The sequence below is a fragment of the Arthrobacter sp. Bi83 genome (genome assembly GCF_918698095.1).
Lineage (GTDB): Bacteria > Actinomycetota > Actinomycetes > Actinomycetales > Micrococcaceae > Arthrobacter.
This window is the reverse complement of record NZ_CAKKLY010000016.1, coordinates 1-13,368: the sequence shown is the minus strand read 5'-3', so window position 1 is coordinate 13,368 and position 13,368 is coordinate 1. Positions and strand designations below refer to the sequence as shown.

Sequence of the window (13,368 nt, the reverse complement as noted above, 5' to 3'; positions counted from 1 at the left end):
AGGAGACCACCATCATGACTACCCGCATCCTCGCCGCCGGCGACCACTTCGTCCTCAACGGCCTGCTCACCGACGCCGTCACCACCGAAATCACCGACCGCGACCTGTCATTCACCGAAATGACCCTGCCCTGGCCGGTGGTGCCCTTCGGCCGCATCGGGGAAGTCGATGAGGCCTCAGGCACCGAAGACGAACTCATCGAAGCCCTCCAAGGCGTGGAAATCTGCGTCACCCAAATGGCGCCGCTCACGGAAAAAGTCTTGAAGGCATGCCCGGACCTCAAACTGTTCTGCATCAGCCGCGGCGGCCCGGTCAACGCCAACATTGAAGCAGCAACCCGGCACGGCGTCGCCGTCACCTCCGCCCCGGGACGGAACGCCGCGGCGACCGCCGAACACACCCTGGGCATGATGCTCGCGGCAATGCGCCGCATCCCCCAGACCAACGCGGATCTGAACGCCGGCACCTGGCGGGGCGACTACTACATGTACGACAACGTCGGACCGGAGATGGAAGGCAGCACCGTCGGACTGGTCGGCTACGGAGCCATCGGCAGCCGCGTCGCCCGGATGGTGCAGGGATTCGGCGCAACTGTCCTGGTCCACGACCCCTACGTCACCGACGAAGCACTGGCCGGCCAGGCACAGAAGGTGGAGTTCGACGAACTCCTCGCCCGCTCCAACGTCCTGTCCCTCCACGCCCGCGTGACCCCCGAAACAACCGGCATGATCGGAGCCGAACAGATCGCGGCCCTGCAGCCGGGCTCCATCATCGTCAACTGCGCACGCGGCGCCCTTCTGGACTACGACGCCCTGTGCGACGCGCTCGACTCCGGCCACCTCTTCGGCGCCGCCTTCGATGTTTTCCCCCAGGAACCCATCCCGGCAGCATCACGGCTCCTGACCACCCCGAACATCGTCATGACACCCCACCTGGCCGGCGCCAGCAAGGCAACAGCGGTTAAAGCCGCACGAATCGTCGCCGGCGATGTGCGCCGCTACCTGAACGGGGAACCTCTGGCCCACTGCGCCAACCCCGAGGCCCTCATGTCCGCAGGAACGGTCTAACCCAAACACCAGGAGGAACGAAATGACTAGCACTCCCACCCAGCAGCTTTCCGACGCCGGCGTTTCCATCTGGCTCGATGACCTCTCCCGCGGCCGCCTGACGACCGGCACGCTGCAGAAGCTGATCGAAGAGAAGAACGTTGTGGGTGTCACCACGAACCCGTCCATCTTCCACGCCGCCATCACCACCGGCCATGACTACGACGCCACCATCGCGGCCCAGGCCGCTGCCGGCGCGTCCATCGAAGAGACGATCTTCGAGATCACGACGACGGACGTCGCCGACGCCTGCGACCTCTTCGCCCCGATCGCCGCCGCCACCAACGGCGTCGACGGCCGCGTCTCCATCGAGGTGGACCCCCGCCTCGCCTGGAACACCGCAGGCACCATCGCCGAAGCGAAGCACCTCTACAAGAAGGTCAACCGCGACAACGTCCACATCAAGATCCCCGCCACGCTTGAGGGCCTGGAAGCCATCACGGCAACCCTGGCCGAGGGCATCAGCGTCAACGTGACCCTGATCTTCTCCCTGGAGCGCTACCGCGCCGTCATCAACGCCTTCCAGTCCGGACTGGAGCAGGCCAAGGACAACGGCCACGACCTCTCCAAGATCCACTCCGTCGCCTCGTTCTTCGTCTCCCGCGTGGACACCGAAATCGACAAGCGCCTCAACGCCATCGGCACCGACGAGGCGAAGGCCCTCAAGGGCAAGGCCGGCGTGGCCAACGCCCGCCTGGCCTACCAAGTCTACGAGGAGCAGTTCTCCACCGAGCGCTGGGCCGTGCTGGCTGAAGCCGGCGCCCTGCCGCAGCGCCCGCTGTGGGCCTCCACCGGTGTCAAGGATCCGGCCTACCCGGACACCCTCTACGTCGCCGAGCTCGTCGCCCCCGGCGTTGTGAACACCATGCCGGAGAAAACCCTGGACGCCACCTTTGACCACGGCGTAGTCACCGGCGACACGGTGACCGGCACGTACGAGGAAGCAAACGCCACTCTCAACGCGCTGGAGGCCCTCGGCGTCTCCTACAACGAGGTCGTCGCCCTGCTGGAATCCGAAGGCCTCGACAAGTTCGTTGCCAGCTGGAAGGAACTGCTGGCCGACGTCGAAACCGCCCTCGCCGCGGCAGCCTGAGCAACGGTCGGGATCGCGAAAGTGCCGGCCTTCCCTGTGGCGGGAGGCCGGCGCAGCAGCCATACGTGAAGCCGCAGGCGATGCCCACGAGTTTCAGGGCCGAGGGTTATGAAGCTGTTAGCCGGTTTGGCTCTGCGCCTTGGGCAGCGGTGCGATGTGCAGCCGGGTGTGCTCGGATACGGCATCCCGGAACTCCTGGGAGACGTCGTCGGTGAGGATCAGATCCGTGAAGTCACTGACCGGGACGTAGTGATGCAGGGAGGTCCGTCCCACTTTGGCTCCGTCCATCATGAGTACCCGCCGGGTGCCGGCTTTCAGCATCGCACGCTTCATGTGCACGACGTCCTGCTCCTGGTGGTACGTCATTTCCGTGCCCATTGTCGAGGTGGACTGGAAGACGACGTCCACCGCGTACGAGCTGAACGAGCCGTCGTTGGGCAGCCCGATAAACGAGTCATGCGTGCGGGAGTACTGGCCGCCGGTCACGATCAGGCGGACGTCGTCGTTCTCCCGGAACAACTCAATAGCCTGCCGATAATTCGTGATGACCGTCAGCGGCCCGACGTCGTTAAGCAACCGGGCAAGGGCGAAGACGGTGGTGGAATCGTCCAGCATCACCGACATGCCCGGCTCCACCATTTCCAGGGCCTTGCGTGCCAGCGCCGCCTTGGCCTGGGGCTGAATCTGCATACGGATTTCCGAGCTTGCCTCGAACACGGTCGAGGGCAGCGCCGAGACCCCGCCATGGACCTTGCGCAGGATCCCCCGCGTCGCCAGGTCGTCGATATCACGGTGGATCGTCATCAGGCTCACCCCGGTGAGCGCCGCCAGGTCCGCGGCGCTGGAAAACCCCGCCTCGACCACATGCTCGATGATCCGGCGTTGCCTGCTAACCCGGGGTTTCTTCAGTCCTGCGCTGTCGTTCATGGTGCTCGCTTTCCTCTCCGGGCCCTGATCCACTCCTGCGGGAATCTCGGCTGCACGCCTCCGCCTAGGATATGCCTCCCATTACTTCTGTAACAATTTATCACTAATGGTGTTCAACTTCACATTTTTCCTGTTATTCTCATCACACAAGTTGCGGCGAATGGTGGCCGCACTGCTAGGACCACTCCAGAAAGAGAATTCGATGAAGAACTTCTACACGCGGATCCTGACCGTCGCTGCTGCGGCCGCCGTTGCGGGCGCCGCCCTGACCGGCTGCGCCCAGGGCAGCGCGCCCGGGGCCTCCGGCGGTGACGCATCCTCGGCAAAGATCGCGTTTTTGATGCCCGACATTGCCTCCACCCGCTACGAACTGTTCGACAAGCCGTTGTTCGAGGCGAAGATCAAGGAGTTGTGCGGCGGCTGCAGCGTCATCTACTCCAACGCCGCCGCCAGTGCAGCAAAGCAGCAGGAGCAGGCGAACTCCGCACTGGCCCAGGGCGTGAAGGCCATCGTCATCGACCCGGTCGACTCCGCAGCAGCGGCAACGATCGTCAACTCAGCCAAGGCCCAGAACGTGCCGATCATCGCCTACGACCGGCCCGTCCCGGACGCGCCCGCCGACCACTACGTCTCCTTCGACAACGAAAAGATCGGCGCGATGATCGCCCAGTCACTGGTGGATCACCTCAAGGAGACCAACGCCCAGGGCGGGCTGCTGCAGGTCAACGGATCCCCGACAGACGCCGCCGCCGGCCTGATCAAGAAGGGCATCCACTCGGCAGTGGACACCAGCGGCCTTAAGCTCCTCGCCGAATTCGACACCCCCGGCTGGGAACCCACGAAGGCCCAGGACTGGGTCAGCGGACAGATCACCCAGTTCCCCGGAAAAATCGCAGGCGTTGTCGCGGCCAACGACGGCACCGCCGGCGGAGCGATCGCCGCCTTCAAAGCCGCCGGCGGCTCCGTGCCGCCAGTAACGGGCAACGACGCCGAACTCGCCGCAGCCCAGCGCATCATCGCCGGGGACCAGTACAACACCATCTCCAAGCCCATCAAGACGGTCGCCGAAGCCGCGGCACAGATCGCCTACTCATTCGCGAAAGGTGAGAAGCCGGCAGGCAAAACCACCCTGTTCAACACCCCCTCCGAGCTCTTCGTTCCCACTGTCGTCACGGCGAAGAACCTCAAGGAGACGCTGGTCGATTCAGGAATCATGAAGGCCTCCGAGCTGTGCACCTCCACCTATGCGGCAGCCTGCGCCAAGGCGGGCATCAAGTAACCCCCGGCACCACAAAGGCCAGTCCCGGCGCCCCCTTTCTCAGGACGCCGGGACTGGCTCCCACACCCATCAAGGCCCCATGGAACAACAGGGAAAAACATGTCACCACAACCCACCACCCCGGCAGGAACGCCCCAGCTGCTGAGCCTGCGCGGCATCAATAAGTCCTTCGGTGCCGTCGCCGCACTCATGGACATCGAACTGGACGTCGCCGAAGGGGAAGTCGTCGCCATCGTCGGCGACAACGGCGCCGGCAAATCCACCCTCGTCAAAGTGCTCTCCGGAGTCCACTCCGCTGACTCAGGCACCATCACCTTCGAAGGCCAGGAAGTCTCCATCCCCAGCCCGGCCGCGGCCCAGCACCTCGGAATCGCGACCGTCTTCCAGGATCTCGCGCTCTGTGACAACCTCACGGTCGTGGACAACCTGTTCCTTGGACAGGAACTCTCACCGTTGCGGCTCAATGAAGTGGACATGGAGGTCCGCTCCTGGGAACTGCTCAAGCAACTCTCGGCCAAGATCCCCTCCGTCCGCACCCAGATCGCCTCCCTCTCCGGAGGCCAGCGCCAGACCGTCGCGATCGCCCGCTCCCTCTTGGGGGACCCGAAGATCGTGATCCTCGACGAACCCACCGCAGCCCTCGGCGTAGCGCAGACCGCCGAAGTGCTCAACCTCGTCGAACGGCTGCGCGAACGCGGCCACGGCGTCATCATGATCAGCCACAACATGGCCGACGTCCAGGCCGTCGCAGACCGCATCGTCGTCCTGCGGCTTGGCCGCAACAACGGAGACTTCCGGGTAGGGGAGGTCTCCACCGAAGAGATCATCGCAGCGATCACCGGAGCCAGCGACAACGTCGTCTCCCGCCGGTCCGCCGCCAGCAGCACCAGCCAGGAGACCCCGACACCATGAACACCAAGACCCAACCCACCCCCGGCGCCCTCGCGCTCGACCTGCAGGACGAACGGCTCCAAGACCGGACCGGACTGCGCGGACAGTACAAAGCCTTCCTGGACCGCACCCGCTCCGGCGACCTCGGCGTCCTGCCCGTCATCGGCGGTCTGATCATCATCTGGGCCGTCCTGCAGATCCTGAACCCGATCTTTCTGTCCCCCGCCAACCTGGTCAACCTCGCCATGGAAAGCTCCGCGGTCGGCATCATCGCCCTGGGCATCGTCTCCGTACTCCTCGTCGCCCAGATCGACCTCTCCGTCGGCTCCGTCAGCGGACTCTCCGCCGCCGTCGTCGCCGTCACGTCCGTGAACATGGGCTGGCCCGCCTGGCTCGTCGTCCTGGTCACCATCGGACTCGGCGCAGCCATCGGATGGATCTACGGACAAATCTTCAACCGCTTCGGCGTCCCCAGCTTCGTGATCACCCTCGCAGCCCTCCTCGGCTTCCTCGGACTTCAGCTCTACATCCTGGGCGCCAAAGGCTCCATCAACCTGCCCTTCGACTCACCCCTGGTCTACTTCGCGCAGCTCGCCTTCGTCCCGGCATGGCTGTCATACCTCCTCGTGGCAGCCGCAGCCGCCAGCCTGTTCGCCACCGACTACGTCCACGCCCGCGCCCGCAAAAACGCCGGACTGTCCGCGATGTCGCTCCAGAACATCACGCTCCGGGCCGTCCTCCTGCTGGTCGCCCTCGGCGTCACCGTCCTGTACCTCAACCAGGGCCGCGGCGTCGGCTGGATGTTCGTCCTATTCATCGCCCTGACGCTCATCCTCAACTACCTCCTCAAGCGCACCCGGTGGGGCCGGTCCGTCTACGCCGTCGGCGGGAACCCCGAAGCGGCCCGCCGCGCCGGCATCAACGTCAAAGCCATCTACACCTCCGTGTTCATCACCTGCTCCACCCTGGCAGCAGTAGGCGGACTCCTCGGAGCCGCCCGCCTCGCAGCAGCCAACCAGGGAAGCGGAACCGGCGACGTCAACCTCAACGCCATCGCAGCCGCCGTCATCGGCGGAACAAGCCTCTTCGGAGGACGCGGAAGCGCGTTCGCGGCCATCCTCGGCATCATCGTCATCCAGTCCATCTCCAGCGGACTCACGCTGCTGAACCTGGACTCCTCCTTCCGCTTCATGGTCACCGGCGTCGTGCTCCTCCTGGCCGTCATGCTCGACTCCGTCGCACGGCGGTCCCGGACCTCCCACGGCAGGGCCTAAGAACCAGGGCATTCAAGCTCAGAAACTGACCCGCTAACCCATTTCCGGTCAGGATTAGTCAGCCAGCCGGCCAGGGAAGGCCAGACCTTCCCTGGCCCGCCGCTCTGGTTGAGCAAACCGTAAAGATTTCGCCAACCAGACGACAAGCGGCAGGGGGAGTAGCTACTAGATTTTCCGTTGCCAGGCCGGGCATCTGGGACGCGCCCTTGATCACAGTGTGGCCGCGGTGGAGTTTAAACTGCAGGGGTCGCCTGATCGTTCGAAGACTGGGTAATCGGCGAGCGTCACTTCACACCGTAGCCTCATCATTGACTGCGCCAATCCCCACCGCATCGGTGAAGGGCGCCGCAGAACCGCGGATCAGATGCACGATTCTCTCATTAGATGGCCGTGCTCACGGAACGCCCTTAAGTAACTCCCCCGCCTATTTTCAAACGCCTGTGAGGATTGGGGTGGCTGGTCTGGGATTGGCTGGCAGAGTAGGTGCAGGCCGTTCCACCCCTCGGTCGTGACTCATTAAACGCTTGGCCCCGTGCCCGGGTGTCCTGTTATCGACTTGTCCGTCCGTTGGGTGGGCGGCCGGCACCTGCCCGGCCCACATCGGTGACTTGATCAGAAGATTGTCCGCTCCCGCGTGGGGCGTGGCTCGTCACAGTGCTGTTCCGAAGTGACCTCTACCCGGACTGGTACCGGCTCGTAACGGGCCTGGCCATGTCCGCGAAATGAGGAAGGTGCCAGAACCGCTATGACTATCGTTGCGTATTCCCACCCGTTTGTCGTGGGTGTCGACACCCACGCCCGGAAGCACGTTTTCGCCATCATTGCCGCGGCAAACGGCGAACGGATCGGAAACCGGGATTTCCCAGCTACGGGCGCGGGGATCAACCGCGCCATTGCTTGGGTTGCGCGTCGCACCGAGGCCGATCTGGCCACTCTATGGGTGATTGAGGGCGCGGCTTCTTATGGTGCCGTGTTGGCCGGTGCTGTCGCAGCTGCCGGCTACCAGGTTGCTGAAGCCACGCGCATGGACGCCCTGCCGCGTCGTGGGGTTGGTAAGTCGGATCCGTTGGACGCGCACAGGATCGCTTCTGCCGTCCTTTCCTTGGAAGAGGATAAGTTGCGCCGGCCACGGTTGAACGAAGGGGTGCGCGCAGCGTTGCGGGTCTTAATCACTGCGCGTCATTCGATGACAACCGACCGGACCAGGACCGTGAACGCGTTGACCGCGCTGCTCCGGATCAATGATTTGGGTTTCGATGCGCGCAAGTCGCTGAGCGGAAGTCAGATACTGGAGGTGTCCCGGTGGCGGGTCCGTGAAGAAGCTCTTGCTGTATCGGTGGCCCGCTCTGAAGCGGTCAGACTGGCCAAGCGCATCGGCGACCTTGACGCTGAGATCAAAACAAACGGCTCCCGGATCACCGAACTGGTTGACGTAAGCGAAGCGGCGCCGCTGCTGCAGGAATCCGGCTTCGGACCAGTCACGGCAGCTATTTGTCTTACCGCTTGGTCTCATCAGGGCCGGGTACGTTCCGAGGCGGCTTTCGCCTCCCTGGCTGGGGTCAACCCCATTCCCGCTTCATCTGGAAATACCGTCCGTCATAGGCTCAACCGCGGCGGCGACAGGACCCTGAACAAAGCCCTTCACATGGTTGCTCTTACGAGGATGGCGTTCGATCCAGCGACCATCAAATACGTAGCGAAGCGGCAAGCAGAAGGGCGAACCAAGAAAGAAATTCGTCGGTGCGTGAAGCGCTACCTCGCCCGACGGATCTACCGCACACTCAATGCCAACAGTCCCCAGCCATTGCTACGTTGACAACCATAGAAGAGTCGATAACGGATACTCCGTCAACCTGGCAAGGCTCGGACAAGCTGCGCTGAGTGACTCTGTTCCGTCCACAGTTGGGGTCAAATCCGGTTATCCACGGCTGGATATTTGGGAGCCCCTGGATTAGCTCCCGGAGCAGCGGTAGCGGTGGGTAACCCATGAGAATTGTCCCTGGGTGTGGGCGGGGGCGGAACCCAGCCTCTCAGTGGACTCGGATTGAAGTCCCTTAGTTCTGGGGCCCAATAAGGCCCCCTATGCCAGGTTGGGGTGTGCTTTACCTGACGAAGGCGCGAGGACGGAGTCGAGGACGGCTGGCCCGGCGGATCGAAGTCCACCGGGCGCGTGATGCCCTCCCGAGTTTCTGCTCTGGTTGGAGAACTTTTCAAACCATCCCCCCGCGGCGGAGGAGGAACGGGCTTGGCACCGGCCTTCCGTGGCGAGCCATCGGCCCAGATCTTACCGCTGCAGTGTACGGCTTATCCTTAGCGCCGGACAGGGGCGGGTTCAAGGCTTGAAAGGGCATTCATTATCGCCGCCCGTGGCGTGCCTTCCAGTTCATACACCGACTTGCGCCCCACGCGCCGCGAGGTCACCAGTTGGTGGCTTTTCAGGGCCGCCAGATGGTTCGAGATGTAGGGCTGGGATAGACCGAGGGCGGTTGCGATCTCGGAGGGTCCCTGGGGTGCCGAGTACAGGAGCGACACAATCCTCTGCCGGGTCCGGCTTTCCATCACGGGCGCAACAACCTGTTTCATCGCATCACCCGGACGCTTCAATGGCCGGGCGGCCCCGGAGCGAATAGAGCTCAATGATCCGCACAATGGGCAGGACTCCGACGCGGTCTGCCCACTGGGACCAGTCCCCGAGCAGTGATTCCGCGAGATCACGGTTTTCAGTGACCATGTCGTTTAATTCCTTGGGATCTTTGGCCAGGTTATACGGCTCCCAAGGCACGGGGAAAGTAGGAACGAGCTTCCAGTCGCCGCGGCGGATGGCTCCGTTCCCGGCATGTTCCCAGTACGGCGTGCCGGTCTGAGCATCCATCGACGGCCTGTGCAGTGGTCGGGTGGGTGTGATTCTTCCGAATGAGGGGCTGATTGCGACGTCCTCCATTGTGGTCAAGTTGGCTTGAGCGGGTTCGGTGACGTCATGATCGATCATGTGTGTTTTCGAGCTGACGTTCAGGTTGATTCAGGCAGTTCGTTCAGCCCAGCTCAGGGAGCTTTGGTCCGTGTTTCTTTCCGCAAGGAAGGAGACGCCAAACACAGGCTCGGTTGTGAGCACTCGCACCTCTGTAAGTCCGCGCGCCGCCAGGTGGGTGGTGAAAGATTCCTGGAGGGCGGTTTGATTTACGCCAAGTCCTCCTCCAAGGACCACGGGGCCGGGGATTCTGAGCCGTGCGGCGACTTGGCCCGTTTGATCGGCAAGGCTTTTTCCTGCCTGCTGGATGAGGGCAACGCTGGCAGGGTGGCCCGTTCTGGCGCAGTCAAAGACAAGCCGTGACTTATCCGCCCAGTAGGTCCGGTCAGACTCGCCATGGAAGAGTCTGATCAGTTCCTCGGGGGAGTCGAGACCGCATTCGTCCAGCAGCGCCGCAGTGAGGTCGTCCCTGCGGAGCCCTAGGTTGGCTCGGTGGAGAGCGTGGCGTACTGATTCACCGGCCAGCCAGTAGCCACTTCCTTCGTCGCCGAGGAGATAGCCCCAGCCTCCGGCTCGTGCCTCTGCCCCGTCGGGCGCGATGCCCCAGACGGCGGAGCCGGTGCCGGCGATTACCGCAATGCCTGTGGGGGCGCCCGCGGCCGCAAGGATCAGTCGGGTGTCATGAACGATGGTCACCCTTGCTCGTTGCACATGGGGGGTGATGAGGCGTTGAAGCGCATCCTTGTCATCGTCGGTGTCCACGCCACCGGCTCCGATGAACACCTCTTCGGCTTCATCCGCTCCGAGGGCCCTGAGTAGGTTTGCAAGGTTCTGGGCAGCAGTGGCTGTGCTGACGTTCTGCGTGTTCGCGCTCCCAGCGATCCGGTCTTCTACGACCGCTCCATTCACCAGCTTAATGCCGTGGGTCTTGGATCCGCCGATGTCCAGGCCGATCACGGTGCAGACACCGGCTCTGGTTGACGAGGTCCTCATGGCTGCTCCGATCCTGAGAGATTAGTCTTGCCGCTGCACCAGCTGGGCTGCCACGTCGGAAGTGCATTGGTTGATGTCGGATTCGATATCAGTGTGGGGGTAGGCCGTACTGATTCCGATGCTGCGCCATGGGTGCGGGCCAGTGTGGGCTGACCGCAGACGGCAGTCCCGCGGCCACGGCCGGCGCGAGGGAAATGCCCGCCGGCGCTTTTCCGCTGCGGGTTTGTAAGTCTCGAGTTCAAGGGAGCCTCTTCGTTGTGCACTTGTCAGTGCAGCTGCGGGCGGAGATCGTTGGAGCTGAGCACGCATGCAAGCGCGGCGCCGGGCCAGCCGAACCAGTGACGCGACAGCCATTCTCCCGTCTCCGGGTCGGCAGTTTCGGGCAACATGCCATCCTCGGACAGCAAATCCTCGAGAACGTTTGCGACGTGAGTCTGGCGTTCGTCGTCGACTATGGTTCGCGCGAAGATAAGCTCTTGGACAAGGCCGAGCGCCCACACGCCTCCGGTGTGCACTGAGCCGAGTCCTCCGAAGGAGCCGGCCAAGGCGTATGGCCCTGCGGGGTCGAAGGACGCTTCCATGGTGGTGCGCCAGGCAGGGTCGTCCGGCGAGCAGAAGCCCCATGCTGCTGCTAGGGCAGTCGGGAGGTCATTGGCATCGGCGTAGAGGCGGTAGCCTTCGTTGCCGTCGATTTCGTAGGCGTATGCCGCCTCACCGGAGGCGGTGTCGACCCGGAATAGTGCCTTGCTCTGCTCGCGCACCTCTCCCGCTTTGCGCGTGAGGTCGGCGCCGTCGAGCCCTAATTCGTCGGCGACCTCGCCGAGCCGGCTGAGCACCTCGGAGAACAAGATCTGGGTCGAGAAGTTATGAGGGTACTCCGCTGGGTCGTCGGCCGGGGTTTCCTGGCTCACGAGGAGCCCTGTTTCGGGTGAGATGACGAGGTCGTTGAAGGCAGCCCCGATGCCCCGCTGCCAATGCGTGAGGTCCGTTGAAGGCCAGCGCCCGAACCGACGACGGAAGTCGACGAGCTCGAGGACTGGATACAGCTGTTGGTCCGCCTGCAGTCCAGGGTCTTTGACCTCCCCCCCGGTTAAGTGGCTGCGCATCCAGGATCCACCGGAGCGGGCGGGCCCGAAGAGCCAGTTCAAGTGGCGCCGCAAGACGTCTTCCTCAACCGACCCTGGTTTGCCGTGGAGCAAAAGGGGCAGGACGATGAAGTAGGCGTCGCGCGTCCAGGAGAGCGGCAGGAGGCGGTGGTCGGTGACGACGCAGGTCTGGTCTTCGGTAATATCGAGCGCGCAGCACCCGAGCGCGTAGGCGCGCGCCGCCTGGCTGGCCCTGTCAGCGAGATTTCCGGTCGTGACGGGCACTACGTGGGTTCCTCCCCTGGGTGCCCGAAGGCCCCCGTCGACCTGGAGTTCAAGGCTCAGTGACAGCTCGGTGGAGGTCCCACCAGGGGCTTGGCATTCGAAGCCGCCGGCTACCTCCACCCAGCCCACCGAACCGGCCGGTGAAGAGGCCGTGATGGTCGCACGCGCGCTGAGGGCGGCGGAATGCAGAGCCAGCACGGGGCCGTCGATTTCGAAGACAGTGTCCTGCGGGAGCGGCTGCGGGGGCTCGATGTCGGTGATTTCGGCGTAGGGCGGTCGTTGTAGGCGACCGCGAAACCGGACCGAGAGCACTCCAGCGGACCGGGCAGTCCAGGCCAGCCCTGCGCCAGCCGTATATGCATCTGCCTCGAGCGTGACGGGCGTGTCGGAGAACAGCTGCAGTGCGGCCGAGGCATCACTGGCTAGATGACCACGGTATGCCCTGACCTGGGCCTCGACACCGCGGTCATGGTCCTCGGAGAACTCCCGGGCACCGGTCACTTCGATCATTCCGACCTGGGGGTGGGGTCGCGTGACGGCCAGGATAGCGTTCTCGGTAAATGACGCGGCGAGCAGGCCGTTGCCGGCATCGCGCGGCTTGCGGTTGCTCATGCTTGGTCCTCCCTGTGTCCGAGGATATAAAGGTTCGGGCGTCCCATCCGGAGCGAGGGCTCGCGACCGCGTTCGGCGGGGATTTCCGAAAGATCGAGCGTTGTGCAGAGGACGGCGTCTTCGAGGCCGGCCGCCGCAAGGACCCGTCCCCGCGGGTCCACAACCAAGGAGTGCCCGCAGAAACCCGGGGAGTTGGAGTTGGCTGCGATCGCGAAGATCTGATTGTCCTGGGCCCGGGCCCGTGTCCGGACCTCGATCAGGTGCTCGTGGTCGGCGCCGACAGCCGAGGGGATTACGAGGATTTCGGCGCCCCCGAGGGCCTGTGTCGTCGCAATGGCGGGGAACGCGTGCTCGAAGCAGATCTGCGGCCCAAGGATGCCCGCGGGAGTCGCGATCACCGGCAGCTCGTGCCCGGCTTCGAACACCGGTAGCTCGGCGGGGAACAGGTGGGACTTGCGGTAGGTCGCAAGGTTGCCACCGGGAGCCGCGATGAGCAGCGAGTTGCACAACTTGCCGTCCTCGGCGCGCTCAAGGAACCCGACCACGATGGTCACATCGTGCCGCTTCGACAGGTCCTTGACGAGCCTCGCGGTCGGCCCGGTCCTCGCGTGCTCGGCCAGGTCGGAGCTGCGTGCGGTGACCACGTTCAGGTCATAGCCAGGGACAAACATCTCGGGAAAGACGATGAGGTCGGCGTTGCCGTGCTCAGCGACGATATCAGCGAGATGCTTGCGATTGTGCTCGGGGTCGCCGACCGGCATGACGTGTTGGACGACCGCGAGGCGAACGGGCCGTGCGTTCTCGGCGGTCATCCCTCGACAGCCCTGACGGTAAGGATGGGGGAGCGGGTTGGGA

The 13,368-nt window shown here is 64.0% G+C and carries 12 protein-coding genes; 6 read left to right on the top strand and 6 right to left on the bottom strand.

What is annotated here, in order from left to right; all coding sequences use genetic code 11:
- Positions 1-14 precede the first annotated feature (14 nt).
- Both LQ144_RS09585 and tal read left to right on the top strand, forming a co-directional pair.
- A complete protein-coding gene (locus LQ144_RS09585; RefSeq protein WP_230118391.1) occupies positions 15-1,067 on the top strand; it encodes a 2-hydroxyacid dehydrogenase in 1,053 nt (350 codons plus the stop codon).
- Positions 1,068-1,089: 22 nt separating this feature from the next.
- Positions 1,090-2,199, top strand: a complete 1,110-nt coding sequence (tal, locus tag LQ144_RS09580) for a transaldolase (RefSeq protein WP_230118389.1) — start codon at positions 1,090-1,092, stop codon at positions 2,197-2,199.
- A gap of 117 nt (positions 2,200-2,316) precedes the next feature.
- Here the strand turns inward: tal and LQ144_RS09575 are convergent, their stop codons facing one another.
- Positions 2,317-3,126 (bottom strand): DeoR/GlpR family DNA-binding transcription regulator, encoded by an 810-nt coding sequence (locus LQ144_RS09575; RefSeq protein WP_230118386.1) that lies wholly within the window; start codon positions 3,124-3,126, stop codon positions 2,317-2,319.
- Between the two features lie 202 nt (positions 3,127-3,328).
- Here LQ144_RS09575 and LQ144_RS09570 point away from each other — a divergent pair, with 202 nt between their 5' ends.
- The 4 genes from LQ144_RS09570 to LQ144_RS09555 all read left to right on the top strand — a co-directional run bounded on the left by LQ144_RS09570 (position 3,329) and on the right by LQ144_RS09555 (position 8,386).
- Positions 3,329-4,405 carry a sugar ABC transporter substrate-binding protein gene (locus LQ144_RS09570; protein ID WP_230118384.1) on the top strand — a complete coding sequence of 359 codons (1,077 nt, stop codon included), beginning with the start codon at positions 3,329-3,331 and terminating at the stop codon, positions 4,403-4,405.
- Positions 4,406-4,504: 99 nt separating this feature from the next.
- On the top strand, positions 4,505-5,317 hold the full coding sequence (locus LQ144_RS09565) for an ATP-binding cassette domain-containing protein (protein WP_230118382.1): 813 nt from the start codon (positions 4,505-4,507) through the stop codon (positions 5,315-5,317).
- A complete protein-coding gene (locus LQ144_RS09560) occupies positions 5,314-6,570 on the top strand; it encodes a sugar ABC transporter permease (RefSeq protein WP_230118380.1) in 1,257 nt (418 codons plus the stop codon). Before LQ144_RS09565 ends, LQ144_RS09560 begins: the two co-directional genes overlap by 4 nt.
- Before the next feature lie 745 nt (positions 6,571-7,315).
- Positions 7,316-8,386 (top strand): IS110 family transposase, encoded by a 1,071-nt coding sequence (locus tag LQ144_RS09555; protein ID WP_230118379.1) that lies wholly within the window; start codon positions 7,316-7,318, stop codon positions 8,384-8,386.
- 494 nt (positions 8,387-8,880) lie between these two features.
- Here LQ144_RS09555 and LQ144_RS09550 read toward each other — a convergent pair whose 3' ends face one another.
- The 5 genes from LQ144_RS09550 to LQ144_RS09530 form a co-directional block, all read right to left on the bottom strand.
- Positions 8,881-9,153, bottom strand: coding sequence for a metalloregulator ArsR/SmtB family transcription factor (locus tag LQ144_RS09550; RefSeq protein ID WP_230118378.1), 273 nt, complete (start codon positions 9,151-9,153; stop codon positions 8,881-8,883).
- 4 nt (positions 9,154-9,157) lie between these two features.
- Positions 9,158-9,442, bottom strand: coding sequence for a hypothetical protein (locus LQ144_RS09545; RefSeq protein ID WP_230118376.1), 285 nt, complete (start codon positions 9,440-9,442; stop codon positions 9,158-9,160).
- 147 nt (positions 9,443-9,589) lie between these two features.
- Complete coding sequence (locus LQ144_RS09540) at positions 9,590-10,531, bottom strand: BadF/BadG/BcrA/BcrD ATPase family protein (protein WP_230118375.1); 942 nt, start codon at positions 10,529-10,531, stop codon at positions 9,590-9,592.
- Between the two features lie 266 nt (positions 10,532-10,797).
- Positions 10,798-12,513, bottom strand: a complete 1,716-nt coding sequence (locus LQ144_RS09535; protein WP_230118373.1) for a glycoside hydrolase family 125 protein — start codon at positions 12,511-12,513, stop codon at positions 10,798-10,800.
- A partial coding sequence (locus LQ144_RS09530) for a carbon-nitrogen hydrolase family protein (RefSeq protein ID WP_230118369.1) occupies positions 12,510-13,368 on the bottom strand: 859 nt, incomplete at its 5' end. The genes LQ144_RS09530 and LQ144_RS09535, both read right to left, overlap by 4 nt.